The sequence below is a fragment of the Gandjariella thermophila genome, assembly GCF_005405885.1.
Lineage (GTDB): Bacteria > Actinomycetota > Actinomycetes > Mycobacteriales > Pseudonocardiaceae > Gandjariella > Gandjariella thermophila.
In genome coordinates this window covers 1-13,580 of record NZ_BJFL01000022.1, presented here as the reverse complement: position 1 = coordinate 13,580, position 13,580 = coordinate 1, and the positions used below count along the sequence as shown (strand labels likewise).

Below are 13,580 nucleotides of genomic sequence, written 5' to 3'. Positions count from 1 at the left end.
GCGACGTGATCGCGGTCGCGCGCGAACTCGCGGAAAGGAAGGCCGCGTGATCGACGACGGGCTGCGCGAGGCCGTGCTGCACCGGCTGGCCCTGCTCGACGAGGCCGCGGAGCAGGGCGACGCGGGCGACCTGCTGCCGCTGGCCCGCACCGAGATCCACCGGCTCACCGACGGCTGGCGGCTGCTGCTGTCCGTGCACCAGCCGGACGAGCGCGGCCGGTGCGGCGCCTGCCAGGGTTGGCTGCGCCACCGCCGCTGGCCCTGCCGGGTGTGGGTGATGGCGCACCGCCACCTGATCGGTGAGGGCCTGCCGCACCGGGAACGCCGGCTCCCGCTGCGCAACCCGCTCGGCCGCTGGCGAGCCGCGGGATCGGCCGCCCGGCGCCCGGCCGAGTTTCGCCGGGCCGCGCCGCCCGCCCTGCCCGCGCCGGCCCGCGCGCCCCGGCACGCCCTGCCGGAGAGCGGCGCCCGCCACGCGCTGCCCGACGAGCGCGCCTGACAGCCTGTTCCGGAACGGGACTGAGCTGCGATGACGAGTATGGGAACGCGCCAGCGCGAAACCCCGCGATCGCGGGGGCGGGGCGCCCCATCAGGAACAACCGGAGTGCCATGTCCCCGTCGCGCCCCGGCGACGCGATCGCGGCGCGCGTTCCGGAACAAGGACTGACACCCTCGACCCCTGGCGGGTACGCCCCGGTCCGGGTGGATGGTGCAGGATGGGCGCCACCACACGAGCGACCGAAGCATGGCCTGTCGGCGTCCGTCAGGACGCGTGGACGCCGCTCTCAGGCGCACCCGAAAGGGGAGAAACCGTGCACGACGGCAGCGGCCGCATCGTGGTGCAGGGGCTGACCAAGCAGTTCGGCCAGGTCACCGCGGTACAGAATCTCAGCTTCACCGTGGAGCCCGGCTCGGTGACCGGTTTCCTCGGTCCCAACGGCGCCGGAAAGACCACGACGCTGCGCATGCTGCTGGGCCTGGTGAAGCCCACCTCGGGCACGGCCACGATCAACGGCCAGCCGTTCCACCGACTCGGCAACCCGGCCAGGGTGGTCGGCGCGGTGCTGGAGGCGCAGGGCTTCCACCCGAACCGCAGCGCGCGCAACCACCTGCGGGTGTACGCGGCGGCGATGGGGGTGCCGGACGAGCGCGCCGAGCAGGTGCTGCAGCTCGTCGGGCTTGACGCGGCGGCCGACCGCAAGGCGGGCGGCTTCTCCATGGGCATGAAGCAGCGGCTGGCGCTGGCCACCGCGCTGCTCGGCGACCCGCAGGTGCTGGTCCTGGACGAACCCGCCAACGGCCTGGACCCGGAGGGCATCGCCTGGCTGCGGAGCTTCCTGCAGTCCTTCGCCCGCAGCGGCCGGACCGTGCTGGTGTCCAGCCACCTGCTCGCGGAGATCGAGCAGACGGTCGACCAGGTCGTCATCATCAGCCGCGGCCAGACCATGTACTACGGGCAGTTGGACGACCTGCGCAGGCAGCAGCAGACCCGGGTGCTGGTCCGCCCGGCCGATCCGCACGCCCTGGTGAAGGCACTGCAGGAGGACGGCATCACCGAGGTGGAGTCCACTCCGGACGGTCAACTCGCGGTGAGCGGCGCGGACAGCATGCGGATCGCGGACATCGCGCTCGCCGCGGGTGTGGCCGTCTACGGCATGCAGGAGGAGCAACTCGACCTCGAGCAGCTGTTCTTCCGGCTGACCAGCGGCCAGTTCACCGCGGCCCAGCACAACCCGTACGGGCAGCCGCCGGGCGGTGGCTGGGGGCCGCCGGCGGGTGGCGCACCGCAGCAGGCCTACCAGGCACCGACGTACCAGCAACCCGGCTACCCGCAGCAGAACCCGCAGCACCCGCAGCAGGGCACCGGATGGGGAGGCAACGCGTGATGGGCGCGCTGATCAAGGCCGAGCTCCGGAAGATCCTCTCCACCAAGATGTGGTGGGGGCTGATGATCCCGGCCGCACTGATCGCGCTGGGCTTCACCTGGCTGGGCGCGGCGTTCGGCACGCTGGACGCGCTCAAGTCGGAGCTGGGGGCCTCGCTGCCGACGGTGCTGCCCACGTTCGCGTTCGGCCTGAACTTCGCCAGCATCTTCCCCGCCGTCTACGGCGCCACCGCGCTGACCGGGGAGATCCGGCACCGCACGATCACCACGACGTACCTCACCGGCTCGTCCCGGGGCGCGGTGCTGGTCGCGAAGGTGGTCGCCTACGCGGTCGTCGGCGTGGCGTACGGGCTGGCCTGCGCGGTGTTCGGCACGATCGGCGCGGCCGCCGGCGCGCACGGCACGGACTTTCCCGGGCTCGGCTCGTGGCTGGCCATGTGCGGGGTGGGCGTGCTGGTCATGGTGCTGTGGACGCTGCTCGGCGTGGGCCTGGGCGCGCTGGTCGGCAGCCAGATCGGCGCCGTTCTCACGCTGCTGCTCTACACGCTGCTGGTGGAGCGGGTCCTCGCCACCGTGCTCGGCCACCAGCATCTGGACAAGGTGCCGCCCTACCTGCCGAACGCGGCCGGCAGCAACGCGACCACCGAACTGTCGTTGCGGCTGTTCTTCGACGAGATGCCGGGCGCGGTGCGCAGCCACGCCAACTTCCAGCAGCTCAAGGACCTGCTGACGCTGGCGGACACGCCGCCGTGGTGGGGCAGCGCGCTGGTGTTCGCCGCATACGCGCTGGTCCTCGGCCTCGCCGGCTGGGTGGTCGCCAGGGAGCGGGACATCACCTGAACCCGGTCCGGCGACCGGGCGGCCGCCAGCACGCCGGCAGACTGTCGGTGCGGTTCCTTAGCCTGACCTTGTGTCGGGAACCGAGAGCAGCCCCGCGCCGCGGCGGCACGGCTGGATCCGCCGGCTGTGGGCGGCGTGCTGGCGGCACCGCGGCCTGGTGGTGCTGTCGCTGGCCGCGTCGATGGTCGGTGTCGGCCTGCAGGCGGCCGGCCCCCTGCTGGTCCGCGTCGTGGTGGACGACGCGGTCGGCGGGCGCACCACGGGCCTGTCCTGGCTGATCGCCGGCCTGGTCGGCATGCACCTGCTCACCTTCGGCACCGCGTTCGTCCGCCGCTACCTCGGTGGCCGGCTGTCCCTGGACGTCCAGCACGACCTGCGGCAGGCGGTGTTCCGTGCGGTGCAGCGGCTGGACGGCGGCAAGCAGGACGCGCTGCGCACCGGCCAGGTGGTGTCCCGGTCGATCAGCGACCTGCAACTGCTGCAGGGGCTGCTGTCGATGATCCCGCTGTCGGTGGGCACCGCGGTGTTCGCGGTGGCCTCGCTCGGCGCGATGCTGTGGCTGTCCCCGACGCTGACGCTGATCGCGCTGGTCGTCTCGCCCACCGTGGCGGTGATCGCGGTGCACAGCCGGCGGCGGCTGTTCCCGGCCACCTGGTCGGCCCAGCAGCGCGCCGCCGACCTGGCGCAGCACGTCGAGGAGACGGTCACCGGGGTCCGGGTGGTCAAGGGCTTCGGCCAGGAGGCGCGGGAGGTGGCCCGGCTGGAGAGCCGGGCCCGGCGGCTGTACGCGGAGCGGTTGCGCGCCGCGCGGCTGACGGCGAAGCCGCAGGCCACGCTGAGCGCGCTGCCCGCGGCCGGGCAGGTCGGGGTGCTCGCGCTGGGCGGCTGGATGGCGCTGCACGGTCAGGTCAGCCTGGGCACCTTCCTGGCCTTCGCCAGCTACGTCGCCGGGCTGGTCGGCCCGGCCCGGATGCTGGGCAGCCTGATGGTCACCGCCCAGCTCGCCAGGGCCGGCGTGGAGCGGGTCTACGAGCTGATCGACTCGCAGCCCGAGGTGGTCGACCGGCCGGGCGCGGTGGCCGTGCCCGGCGGCCCGCTGGAGGTCGAGTTGGACGCCGTGCGGTTCGGCTACACCCGCAGCGAACCGGTGCTGGACGGGGTGTCGCTGCGGGTGCGGCCCGGCGAAACCCTCGCCCTGGTCGGCACGCCCGGGTCCGGCAAGTCCACGGTCTCGCTGCTGCTGCCCCGCTTCTACGACGTCCAGTCCGGCGTGATCCGGGTCGGCCCGCCCGGCGCCCCGGTCGACATCCGCGAGCTGCGGCTGCGCTCGCTGCGGCAGGCCGTGGGCGTGGTGTTCGAGGAGGCGTTCCTGTTCTCCGACACGGTCCGGGCGAACATCGCCTACGGCCGGCCGGACGCCACGGAGGAGGAGATCGTCGCCGCCGCGAGGGCGGCCGAGGCGCACGGTTTCATCGAGGCGCTGCCGCAGGGCTACGACACCGTGGTCGGCGAGCGCGGGCTGACCCTCTCCGGCGGGCAACGGCAGCGGATCGCGCTGGCCAGGGCGCTGCTGTCCAACCCGAGGGTGCTGGTGCTGGACGACGCCACCTCGGCGGTGGACACGGCGACCGAGTCGGCCATCCACGCCACGCTGCGCTCGGTGACCGCGCAGCGCACCACGCTGCTGATCGCGCACCGCCGGTCCACCCTCGCCCTGGCCGACCGGATCGCCGTGCTGGACGCCGGCCGCCTGGTCGACGTGGGCACCCGGGAGGAGCTGGAGCAGCGCTGCGAGCTGTTCCGGGAGCTGCTGGCCGGCCCGGGCGAGGCGATCGAGGCGCCGAACCTGCGGGCCGGCGCGGCGCTGGAACCGGGCCCGGACGGCACCACCCCCACGCTGTGGGCGGAGCCGGCCGAGCCGCGGCCGGCGGAGCCGGAGTCGGCCCCGGCAGCGACCCGCGCCGCTTCGAGCGGCAGGGCGCCGGCCATCCGCGGCGCGCTGAGTTCCGGCTCCGCCGCGCTCGGTGGCCAGCCGGCCACCCCGGAGCTGCTGGCCAGGGTGAACGCGCTGCCGCCGGCCACCGCGCAGCCCCGGCTGTCCGGCGTCAACCCGACCGCCCCGGACCCGCGCTTCGGGCTGGCCCGGCTGCTGTACCCGGCGCGATGGGCGCTGCTGGTGGTCGGCCTGCTGGTGGTGGTCGACACGGTCACCTCGATGGCGGTGCCGTCCCTGGTGCGGCACGGCATCGACGGCGGCGTGGTCGGGCACGCCACGTCCGCGCTGTGGACGGCCGCCGGGCTGGGCGCGCTGCTGGTCGCGGTGGGCTGGGGCGAGCTGGCCACGAACACCGTGCTCACCGCCCGGGTCGGCGAGCGGCTGCTGTACCTGCTGCGCCTGCGCAGCTACGCGCACCTCCAGCGGCTCGGCCTCGACTACTACGAGCGGGAGATGGCCGGCCGGATCATGACCAGGATGACCACCGACGTGGACGCGCTGTCCACGTTCCTGCAGACCGGGTTGATCACCGCGGTGGTCAGCATCCTCACGGTGCTGGGCATCACGGTCGCGCTGGTGCTCACCGATCTGTCGCTGGCCCTGGTCGCGCTGGCCGCGCTGCCCGTGCTGGTGGCCGCCACGGTGGCGTTCCGCCGGCTGTCCTCGGTGGCCTACGCCGAGGCCAGGGAGCGGGTCAGCGCGGTGAACGCGGACATGCAGGAGAACGTCTCCGGGCTGCGGGTGGCCCAGGCCTACACCCGGGAGGCGCACTCGGCCAGGGCGTTCGCCGAGCGCAGCGACGCCTACCGCCGGTCCCGGCTGCGCGCCCAGCGCTACATCGCCACCTACTTCCCGTTCGTCACCCTGCTCTCCGGGCTGGTGCAGGCCGCGGTGCTGGCGGTCGGTGCGCGGCGGGTCGCCGCGGCCACGCTCACCCCGGGCGTGCTGCTCGCGTTCATGCTCTACCTGGAGCTGTTCTTCAGCCCGGTGCAGCAGCTCTCCGGCGTGTTCGACGGCTACCAGCAGGCCAAGGTGGGCCTGCGCCGGATCGCCGAACTGCTGCGCACCCCGACCAGCGTGCGGGCCGCGGAGCGCCCGGTGCCGGTGCCGCCGCGGCTGCGCGGCGAGATCGAACTACGCGACGTGTCCTTCCACTACCCCGGGGTGGACACGCCGGCGCTGGACCGCGTTTCGCTGCGGGTGGCGCCGGGCGAGACGGTGGCCCTAGTCGGCGCCACCGGCGCCGGGAAGTCCACCCTGGTCAAGCTGCTGGCCCGGTTCTACGACGCGACCGGCGGCCGGGTGCTCGTCGACGGGGTGGACGTGCGGGAGTACGACCTCGCCGGCTACCGGCAGCGGCTCGGCATCGTGCCGCAGGAGGCGCACCTGTTCACCGGCGACGTGGCCGGCAACATCGGCTACGGCCGGCCGGACGCGCCGCCCGCGGCGGTGGAGCGGGCCACCCGCGCGGTGGGCGCGCTGGACGTGGTGGCCTCGCTGCCGCTGGCGTTCCGGCAGCCGGTCGGCGAGCGCGGTCAGGGGTTGTCCGCCGGGCAGCGCCAGCTTGTCGCGCTGGCCAGGGCGGAACTGGTGGAACCGGACGTGCTGCTGCTGGACGAGGCCACCGCGGCGCTGGACCCGGCCACCGAGGCCGCGGTGCTCGCCGCCAGCGACCGGCTGGCCAGGCGGCGCACCACCTTCGTGGTCGCGCACCGGCTGGCCACCGCCGCCAGGGCGGATCGGATCGTGGTCCTGGACGCGGGCCGGATCGTCGAGGACGGCAGCCACGCCGACTTGATCGCCGCGGGTGGGCACTACGCAAGGCTGTGGCGCTACGGCGGGCAGATCGAGTCCTCCGATGGCTCACCGGACGACACCGCGGCGGCATGATCGCGCACATACCCCGGGAGAGTGAAAACCGCCACTCCGACCGATCGGTGAACTGAACAACATCTGGATAACGGAGCGTGTCAGCCCCGGGCACGGCCCGTCTGCCAGGGTCAACCGTGTGACCCACCCCTCGTTGCGCGGCGTTGCCGCCATGTGAAGAGGCCACCTCGGAGGACTAATCTGACAGCAGAGTGTGTCAATACCAAGAGCGAGATGGATAGAGGCGAGCGCCAGCCGTGTCCACAAGCAGTCCTGCGTCGCAGTTCGGCCCCAATGAGTGGCTTGTCGAGGAGATGTACGAGCAGTTCCTCGCCGACCCGTCGTCCGTAGACGAGGCGTGGCACGACTTCTTCGCCGACTACAAGCCGACGCAGCGATCCAGCGGGAACGGCGGTGCGGCCGCCAGCCAGGCCGGCGGAACGAGCACCACGACCAGCACCACGCGGACCACCACCGAGACCCCGGCGGGCGGCACGTCCACGTCGAGTCGCCCGTCCGCGAGTGCCCCGGCGCCCAGCACACCGGCGCCGAGCAAGCCGAGCCAGCCGGCGCCGGGCACCGACCGGGGCGCCAACGGGCGCGCCCCGAGCGACACCGCCGGCACCGCGGCACCCGCCAAGCCGGCCGGCACGCCGACGCTGCCCAGCACCGGCAAGCCGTCGCCCTCGGCGGCGGCCGCGAGCGCCCCGGTGCGACCCACGCCCGGTGAGGAGCGCAAGCCGCTGCGCGGCGCCGCCGCGGCGATCGCCAAGAACATGCAGCAGTCGCTGACCGTGCCGACCGCGACCAGCGTGCGCGCGGTGCCGGCGAAGCTGCTCGCGGACAACCGCATCGTCATCAACAACCACCTCAAGCGGACCCGCGGCGGGAAGGTGTCCTTCACCCACCTGATCGGCTACGCGGTGGTCCGGGCGCTGGCCGACTTCCCGAACATGAACCGGCACTTCGCCGAGGTGGACGGCAAGCCGATGGTGGTGGCGCCGGAGCACGTCAACCTCGGGCTGGCCATCGACCTGCCGGGCAAGGACGGGCAGCGGTCACTGGTCGTCGCGTCCATCAAGGGCTGCGAGAACATGACCTTCTCGCAGTTCTGGCAGGCCTACGAGGAGATCATCCGCAAGGCCCGCGCCGGCAGCCTGACCAGCGACGACTTCGCCGGCACCACGATCTCGCTGACCAACCCGGGCACGATCGGCACGAACCACTCGGTGCCGAGGCTGACCGCCGGGCAGGGCGCCATCATCGGCGTCGGCGCGATGGAGTACCCGGCGGAGTTCCAGGGCGCCAGCGAGCAGGCCCTGGTCGACATGGGCGTCAGCAAGATCATCACGCTGACCTCGACGTACGACCACCGGATCATCCAGGGCGCGGAATCCGGCGAGTTCCTCAAGCGGGTGCACCAGCTCCTGCTCGGCGAGGACCGGTTCTACGACGACGTCTTCACCTCGCTGCGGCTGCCCTACGAGCCGGTCCGCTGGGTGCAGGACATCCCCGAGGGCGCGGTCGACAAGACCGCGCGGGTGCTCGAACTGATCGACGCCTACCGCACCCTCGGCCACCTGATGGCCGACATCGACCCGCTGAACTACCGGCAGCGGCGGCACGAGGACCTGGACGTGCTCTCCCACGGGCTGACCCTGTGGGACCTGGACCGGGAGTTCCCGGTCGGCGGGTTCGCCGGCCAGGAGCGGATGAAGCTGCGCGACATCCTTGGCGTGCTGCGCAACTCCTACTGCCGCACGGTCGGCGTGGAGTACATGCACATCCTGGACCCGGGCGAGCGCCGGTGGATCCAGGAACGCGTCGAGGTGCCGCACGAGAAGCCGCCAACGGCGGTGCAGAAGTACATCCTGTCCAAGCTCAACGCGGCCGAGGCGTTCGAGACCTTCCTGCAGACCAAGTACGTCGGCCAGAAGCGGTTCTCGCTGGAGGGCAGCGAGACGGTGATCCCGCTGCTGGACGCGGTGCTGGACAAGGCCGCCGAGCACGAACTGGACGAGGTCGTCGTCGGCATGCCGCACCGCGGCCGGCTGAATGTGCTGGCCAACATCGTCGGCAAGCCGATCTCGCAGATCTTCCGCGAGTTCGAGGGCAACCTCGACCCTGGCCAGGCGCACGGCTCCGGCGACGTGAAGTACCACCTCGGCGCCGAGGGCAAGTACTTCCGGATGTTCGGTGACGGCGAGGTCAAGGTGTCCCTGGCCAGTAACCCGTCCCACCTGGAGGCCGTGGACCCGGTGCTGGAGGGCATCGTCCGGGCCAAGCAGGACCTGCTGGACAAGGGCAAGGAGGGCTTCACCGTGCTGCCGGTCGCGCTGCACGGCGACGCCGCCTTCGCCGGCCAGGGCGTGGTCGCGGAGACGCTGAACCTGGCGCTGCTGCGCGGCTACCGCACTGGCGGCACCGTGCACGTGGTCATCAACAACCAGGTCGGCTTCACCACCAACCCGGAGCACGCCCGGTCCAGCAAGTACTGCACGGACGTGGCCAAGATGATCCAGGCCCCGGTGTTCCACGTGAACGGTGACGACCCGGAGGCCTGCTACTGGGTGGCCAAGCTGGCCGTGGAGTACCGGCAGCGGTTCAACAAGGACGTCGTCATCGACATGATCTGCTACCGGCGGCGCGGCCACAACGAGGGTGACGACCCGTCGATGACGCAGCCGGCGATGTACGACATCATCGACACCAAGCGCAGCGTCCGGAAGACCTACACCGAGGCGCTGATCGGCCGCGGCGACATCACCGTGGACGAGGCGGAACGCGCCCTGCGCGACTACGCCAGCCAGCTGGAACACGTGTTCAACGAGGTCCGCGAGCTGGAGAAGCACCCACCGGCGCCCAGCCCCTCGGTGGAGTCCGAGCAGCAGGTGCCGGCCAAGGTGAACACCGCGGTGCCGCTGGAGACCATCGAGCGGATCGCCGACGCGCACGTCAAGCTGCCCGACGGGTTCGTGCCGCACCCAAGGGTCAAGCCGGTGCTGGAACGCCGGGCCAAGATGGCCCGCGAGGGCGGCATCGACTGGGCGTTCGCCGAGCTGCTCGCGTTCGGCTCGCTGGTGCTGGAGGGCCGCACCGTGCGACTCGCCGGCCAGGACTCCCGGCGCGGCACGTTCGGCCAGCGGCACTCGGTGCTGATCGACCGGAAGACCAGCGAGGAGTACACCCCGCTGCAGAACCTCGCCGCCGAGCAGGGCAAGTTCCTCGCCTATGACTCGGCGCTGTCCGAGTTCGCCGCGCTGGGCTTCGAGTACGGCTACTCGGTGGCCAACTCGGAGGCACTGGTGCTGTGGGAGGCACAGTTCGGTGACTTCGTCAACGGCGCCCAGTCGATCATCGACGAGTTCATCTCCTCCGGTGAGGCCAAGTGGGGCCAGCGGTCCAACGTGGTCGTGCTGTTGCCGCACGGGCACGAGGGTCAGGGGCCGGACCACACCTCCGGCCGGATCGAGCGGTGGCTGCAGCTGTGCGCCGAGGGTTCGATGACCGTGGCGCTGCCGTCCACCCCGGCGAACTATTTCCACCTGCTGCGCCGGCACGCGCTGGACGGCGTGCAGCGGCCGATGGTGGTGTTCACGCCGAAGTCGATGCTGCGGCTGAAGGCCGCGGTCAGCGGCCTGCGGGAGTTCACCGAGGGCAAGTTCCGCTCGGTGCTGGACGACCCGAAGGTATCCGACCCGAGCGCGATCCGCCGCATTCTGCTGTGCAGCGGGAAGGTCGCCTACGAGCTGAACGCCGAGCGGGAGACCCGCGGCATCACCGACACCGCGATCATCCGCGTCGAGCAGCTCTACCCGGTGCCCGACGCCAAGCTGAGCAAGGCGCTGCAGCGGTACCCGAATGCCACCGACATCCGCTGGGTGCAGGAGGAGCCGGCGAACCAGGGTCCGTGGCCGTTCTTCGGTCTGATCCTGCCGGAGATGCTGCCCGACCAGCTCTCCCGGCTGCGCCGGGTGTCCCGGCGGCCGATGGCCGCGCCGTCGGCCGGGTCCGGGAAGGTGCACGAGGTGGAGCAGCGGGAGATCATCACCAAGGCCTTCGAGTGAGCCGCTGACCAGCGCCGATATACCCTGTACGCGCCGCCGGACCCGCCCGGGTCCGGCGGCGCGGTCATGAGGCTAGGGAGGCTCGGTGTACTTCACAGACCGGGGCATCGAAGAACTGGCGGACCGGCGCGGCGACGAGCAGGTGTCGCTGGCCTGGCTGGCGGACAAGATGCGCGACTTCGTCGACGACCACCCCGAGTTCGAGAACGCCGTCGAACGGCTGGCCACCTACCTCGCCCGCGACGACGCCGACGAGTGACCCCACTCGTCGGCGAACTCCTTCTCGATCAGCGCCCGGTGCGGCGCTTCGAGGAACCGGTAGACGGTGTTGACCACCGGGCAGGGCCACGGCGACCTGCCGTACCGCCAGCCGATCCCGCCGGGCGGGCAGACGGCACAGCAACCGTCCGCGTCCGGACGATGCTCGGCCAGCAGCGTCCGCACACAACCGACCAGCGTCTCCACGTCCGCCCGCGCGTTCAGGAATTCGTCGTCCTCCCCGTCCCGGGCAAGTTCCTCGACACCGTCCAGGTACCGGTACAAATCATTGCGCAGCCGGGAAAATACGCCGACCAGCGCCGGCGAGAGGGCTTCCATCACGAAACATCTCCTTCTCGGCGGGAACCCATGCCCCACCGAGAATGAGTCGCCCGCCATGCCAGCCTGGCACGCAATAACACTCCCGGGTGACACCACTCACATTCCGCCGCGCCGGGCTCCTAATGTTGCGCCACCTCGCGCATCACCCAGGGGGAAACCACCATGCCCGAACCCAACCCGACCGTGAAGGGCCGTCAACTCGGCACCGAACTTCGCACGCTCCGCGAAGGCAGACGGTTGACCTGCCAGGAGGCCGGCCGCCAGGTCGGCATGTCGGCAAGCAAGATCAGCCGCATCGAGAACGGCCGGCGCGGCGCCCGGGTCGAGGACGTCGCCGCGCTGCTCGCCCTCTACCGCGTCCACGGCCGCCGCCGCGAGGAGTTACTCGACCTTGCCCGGGAGGCGAACGACCGCGGCTGGTGGCAACGCGCCTACGGCGACACCCTGTCGGCCCGCTTCCGCACGTACGTCGGCTTCGAAGCCGACGCCAAACTCATCACCAACTTCGAGTCCATGCTCATCCCAGGGCTCTTACAGACGGCCGAGTACACCCGCGCCGTCATGCGCGGCCTCGATGTCCCGGAAGAACGTATCGAAGGCCGCGTGGCCGCCCGGTTGGCCCGGAAGTCCGTCCTCAGCCGCGAGTTCCCGCCGCAGCTCGTCGCCATCATCGATGAGCCCGCACTCCGCCGGCCCGTCGGCAACACGGACATCATGCTGCAGCAGTTGGGGCATCTGGTGACGATGGCAACCCGACCGCGCATCCGAGTACATGTCGTACCGCTGTCCGCAGGTGCGCATGCGGGCTCAGACGGCCCCTTCGTGATCTTGGATTTCGACAACGCGCCGATCGTGCATCTTGAGAATCGCACGTCCAGCCTCTTCCTGGAGGACCCGGGGTACGTGAAAACCTACCGGAAGCTGGTCATGAGCCTCATAGATCTGGCCCTGGACCAGCGCGAGTCAGTCGAGCTGATCGCCGGCGTGGCACGTGAGCTGGGCGATCGTTAGGAGCATGTCATGGCGGCACCCGAGACATCCGCGCTGACCTGGCACAAGAGCAGCTACAGCGCCTCTGACACCAACTGCGTGGAAGTGGCCTTCACCACTTCGCTGGTGGCTGTGCGCGACTCCAAGAACCCAACGGGCCCACTGCTGGCCTTCGCCCCCGCCGAATGGCGAGCCTTCCTCCGTACGGTCGACCGCTGAGCCCCCGCTCGCCGGGTGGCTGGTTTCTCGGAACCGGCCACCCGGCGCGTTGCGTCTCAGCTACGCTACGGGGCGGCCAGATCACCGAGGGAGGACGTTGACCATGGCCGATGGGTTCATGCAGTCCGCCGCTGGGTTAGCGAACCTCCAGCAGCAGTCCGTCAACCTCCGCGCCGCCGTCGACGGCGGCCAACTCTTCATCAACCCCGACAGCGCCCAGAAGGCCGCCCAGGCCTGCCACGACTACGCCAACCAGCTACGTAGGTTCGCCCGGCGAGCGCAGCAGTTGGCCCGTCGGCAGAACTTCGGTGACTGCGCTGAGGGCAACGCACTGTCAGCGAAGTTCGCCAACAAGGCGCAGGGCGGACCGAACTCGGCCTGGGACGTGCTCAACAAGGCTGCTCAAATCGTTGAGAATCTGGCCAGCACCTACGAGGACGCCGGCCGGGCGTACCAGCAGGCCGAGGAGACCAACTCCCAGTCGTTCAGCGGAAAGGCGTGAGCGTGCAGGGTCTTGCAGCATGTCGGTTGTTGCTGGGCGGAACAGTGGTGCTGTGCGTGGCCGCGTGCGGAAGTTCTGTGAGCGGGCAGCCGAGTCCGACCGGTGCCTCTTCGGCCAATTCGGCATCCCTCCGCATGATCGACACGGTCGACCCATGCGGCTTGCTCAAGCCGCAAGAACTGCAGCAGCTTGAGGTTCCTACTCAGAGCGAGCCCGCCAACGCTTCCGGAGAGACCGGGTGTGCGTGGACCAGCAAGAAATTGTTCGTGAGTTCAACTAAAGCCAAGGACGGCCTGGACTACTTCACGAAACATCCTGAACAGTACGTCAACCTAGCGAAGAACACCGTAAACGATCGACCGGGCGTCCATTTCCAGATCTCGCGGTCGAACACTGAATGCACGCAGGCGATGGCTGTTGGTACCGGGTACGTTGCGATAGCCGTAGGCTACTTCGATAAGCAGGGCGATCCGTGCGCGCAGGCTTTGCAGATCGCGCAGATGGTTGAGCCGAGGTTGCCGAGGTAAAGGGGGGCGTTTCGAATGGGGTGGTGGGAGGACCGGTGGCACGACGCGGAGGACGGGGCCGCGTCGCTGTTGGGGATGAAGAAGC

At 70.9% G+C, this 13,580-nt stretch carries 11 protein-coding genes; 10 read left to right on the top strand and 1 reads right to left on the bottom strand.

Going from position 1 to position 13,580, the window contains the following annotated elements:
• Positions 1–46: 46 nt before the first annotated feature.
• The 6 genes from FFT21_RS18940 to FFT21_RS29240 all read left to right on the top strand — a co-directional run bounded on the left by FFT21_RS18940 (position 47) and on the right by FFT21_RS29240 (position 10,916).
• Positions 47–499: a hypothetical protein gene (locus FFT21_RS18940; protein ID WP_225978552.1), complete on the top strand. Its 453-nt coding sequence runs from the start codon at positions 47–49 to the stop codon at positions 497–499.
• Between the two features lie 313 nt (positions 500–812).
• Positions 813–1,886, top strand: a complete 1,074-nt coding sequence (locus tag FFT21_RS18935; protein WP_137815246.1) for an ABC transporter ATP-binding protein — start codon at positions 813–815, stop codon at positions 1,884–1,886.
• Positions 1,868–2,725, top strand: coding sequence for an ABC transporter permease (locus tag FFT21_RS18930; protein WP_137815245.1), 858 nt, complete (start codon positions 1,868–1,870; stop codon positions 2,723–2,725). The genes FFT21_RS18935 and FFT21_RS18930 overlap by 19 nt, the downstream gene beginning before the upstream one ends.
• Positions 2,726–2,795: 70 nt before the next feature.
• Positions 2,796–6,611, top strand: a complete 3,816-nt coding sequence (locus FFT21_RS18925; protein WP_137815244.1) for an ABC transporter ATP-binding protein — start codon at positions 2,796–2,798, stop codon at positions 6,609–6,611.
• A gap of 236 nt (positions 6,612–6,847) precedes the next feature.
• A complete protein-coding gene (locus FFT21_RS18920; protein ID WP_137815243.1) occupies positions 6,848–10,657 on the top strand; it encodes a multifunctional oxoglutarate decarboxylase/oxoglutarate dehydrogenase thiamine pyrophosphate-binding subunit/dihydrolipoyllysine-residue succinyltransferase subunit in 3,810 nt (1,269 codons plus the stop codon).
• 85 nt (positions 10,658–10,742) lie between these two features.
• Positions 10,743–10,916, top strand: a complete 174-nt coding sequence (locus tag FFT21_RS29240) for a DUF6104 family protein (RefSeq protein ID WP_192909632.1) — start codon at positions 10,743–10,745, stop codon at positions 10,914–10,916.
• On the opposite strand, the gene FFT21_RS18915 is transcribed toward FFT21_RS29240, so the two are convergent.
• Positions 10,886–11,254 carry a hypothetical protein gene (locus FFT21_RS18915; protein ID WP_137815242.1) on the bottom strand — a complete coding sequence of 123 codons (369 nt, stop codon included), beginning with the start codon at positions 11,252–11,254 and terminating at the stop codon, positions 10,886–10,888. The genes FFT21_RS29240 and FFT21_RS18915 overlap by 31 nt on opposite strands.
• A 165-nt stretch (positions 11,255–11,419) precedes the next feature.
• On the opposite strand from FFT21_RS18915, the gene FFT21_RS18910 reads away from it, so the two are divergent.
• The 4 genes from FFT21_RS18910 to FFT21_RS18895 all read left to right on the top strand — a co-directional run bounded on the left by FFT21_RS18910 (position 11,420) and on the right by FFT21_RS18895 (position 13,495).
• On the top strand, positions 11,420–12,268 hold the full coding sequence (locus tag FFT21_RS18910) for a helix-turn-helix domain-containing protein (protein WP_137815241.1): 849 nt from the start codon (positions 11,420–11,422) through the stop codon (positions 12,266–12,268).
• Between the two features lie 9 nt (positions 12,269–12,277).
• A complete protein-coding gene (locus tag FFT21_RS18905; protein ID WP_137815240.1) occupies positions 12,278–12,466 on the top strand; it encodes a DUF397 domain-containing protein in 189 nt (62 codons plus the stop codon).
• A 103-nt stretch (positions 12,467–12,569) separates the two neighbouring features.
• Positions 12,570–12,968, top strand: coding sequence for a hypothetical protein (locus tag FFT21_RS18900; protein WP_137815239.1), 399 nt, complete (start codon positions 12,570–12,572; stop codon positions 12,966–12,968).
• Positions 12,965–13,495 (top strand): DUF3558 domain-containing protein, encoded by a 531-nt coding sequence (locus tag FFT21_RS18895; RefSeq protein ID WP_137815238.1) that lies wholly within the window; start codon positions 12,965–12,967, stop codon positions 13,493–13,495. The genes FFT21_RS18900 and FFT21_RS18895 overlap by 4 nt, the downstream gene beginning before the upstream one ends.
• The last annotated feature ends 85 nt before the right edge of the window (positions 13,496–13,580 follow it).

Coding starts and splice junctions, on each gene's coding strand:
- FFT21_RS18930 (WP_137815245.1), top strand. CDS start 1,868: ATGGGGAGGCAACGCGTGATGGGCGCGCTGATCAAGGCCGAGCTCCGG.
- FFT21_RS18905 (WP_137815240.1), top strand. CDS start 12,278: ATGGCGGCACCCGAGACATCCGCGCTGACCTGGCACAAGAGCAGCTAC.
- FFT21_RS18900 (WP_137815239.1), top strand. CDS start 12,570: ATGGCCGATGGGTTCATGCAGTCCGCCGCTGGGTTAGCGAACCTCCAG.
- FFT21_RS18915 (WP_137815242.1), bottom strand. CDS start 11,254: ATGGAAGCCCTCTCGCCGGCGCTGGTCGGCGTATTTTCCCGGCTGCGC.
- FFT21_RS18910 (WP_137815241.1), top strand. CDS start 11,420: ATGCCCGAACCCAACCCGACCGTGAAGGGCCGTCAACTCGGCACCGAA.